Source organism: Neokomagataea anthophila (assembly GCF_018122595.1).
In the GTDB taxonomy this organism is placed as follows: Bacteria; Pseudomonadota; Alphaproteobacteria; order Acetobacterales; family Acetobacteraceae; genus Gluconobacter; species Gluconobacter anthophilus.
Window position 1 is genome coordinate 1 of the sequence record NZ_JAGRQH010000127.1, and the last position, 240, is coordinate 240.

At 55.8% G+C, this 240-nt stretch carries 1 protein-coding gene; it reads right to left on the minus strand.

The genetic code is table 11. From position 1 onward, the window contains the following. A partial coding sequence (locus KB213_RS12290) for an MFS transporter (RefSeq protein WP_211683542.1) occupies positions 1-240 on the minus strand: 240 nt, incomplete at both ends.

Here is a 240-nt window from a genome sequence, read left to right on the forward strand (position 1 = left end):
AAGCAAAGCGCCACCCCAATTGATTAGCCGCATAAGTTGATAGTGGTGAACCCAATACCGTGGAGATCATGATGCCAGACATCTCCCGGCTCACCGCACGCCCTCGGCGCGCACGCTCCACCATAGACGCCCCAACCATAGCCGAAACGCCAAAGAACGCACCTTGCGGCAACCCTGTAATAAACCGCATAATATCTGTGGTTAGGAGGTCCGGCGCCAGAATGGTCGCGATATTGCCCA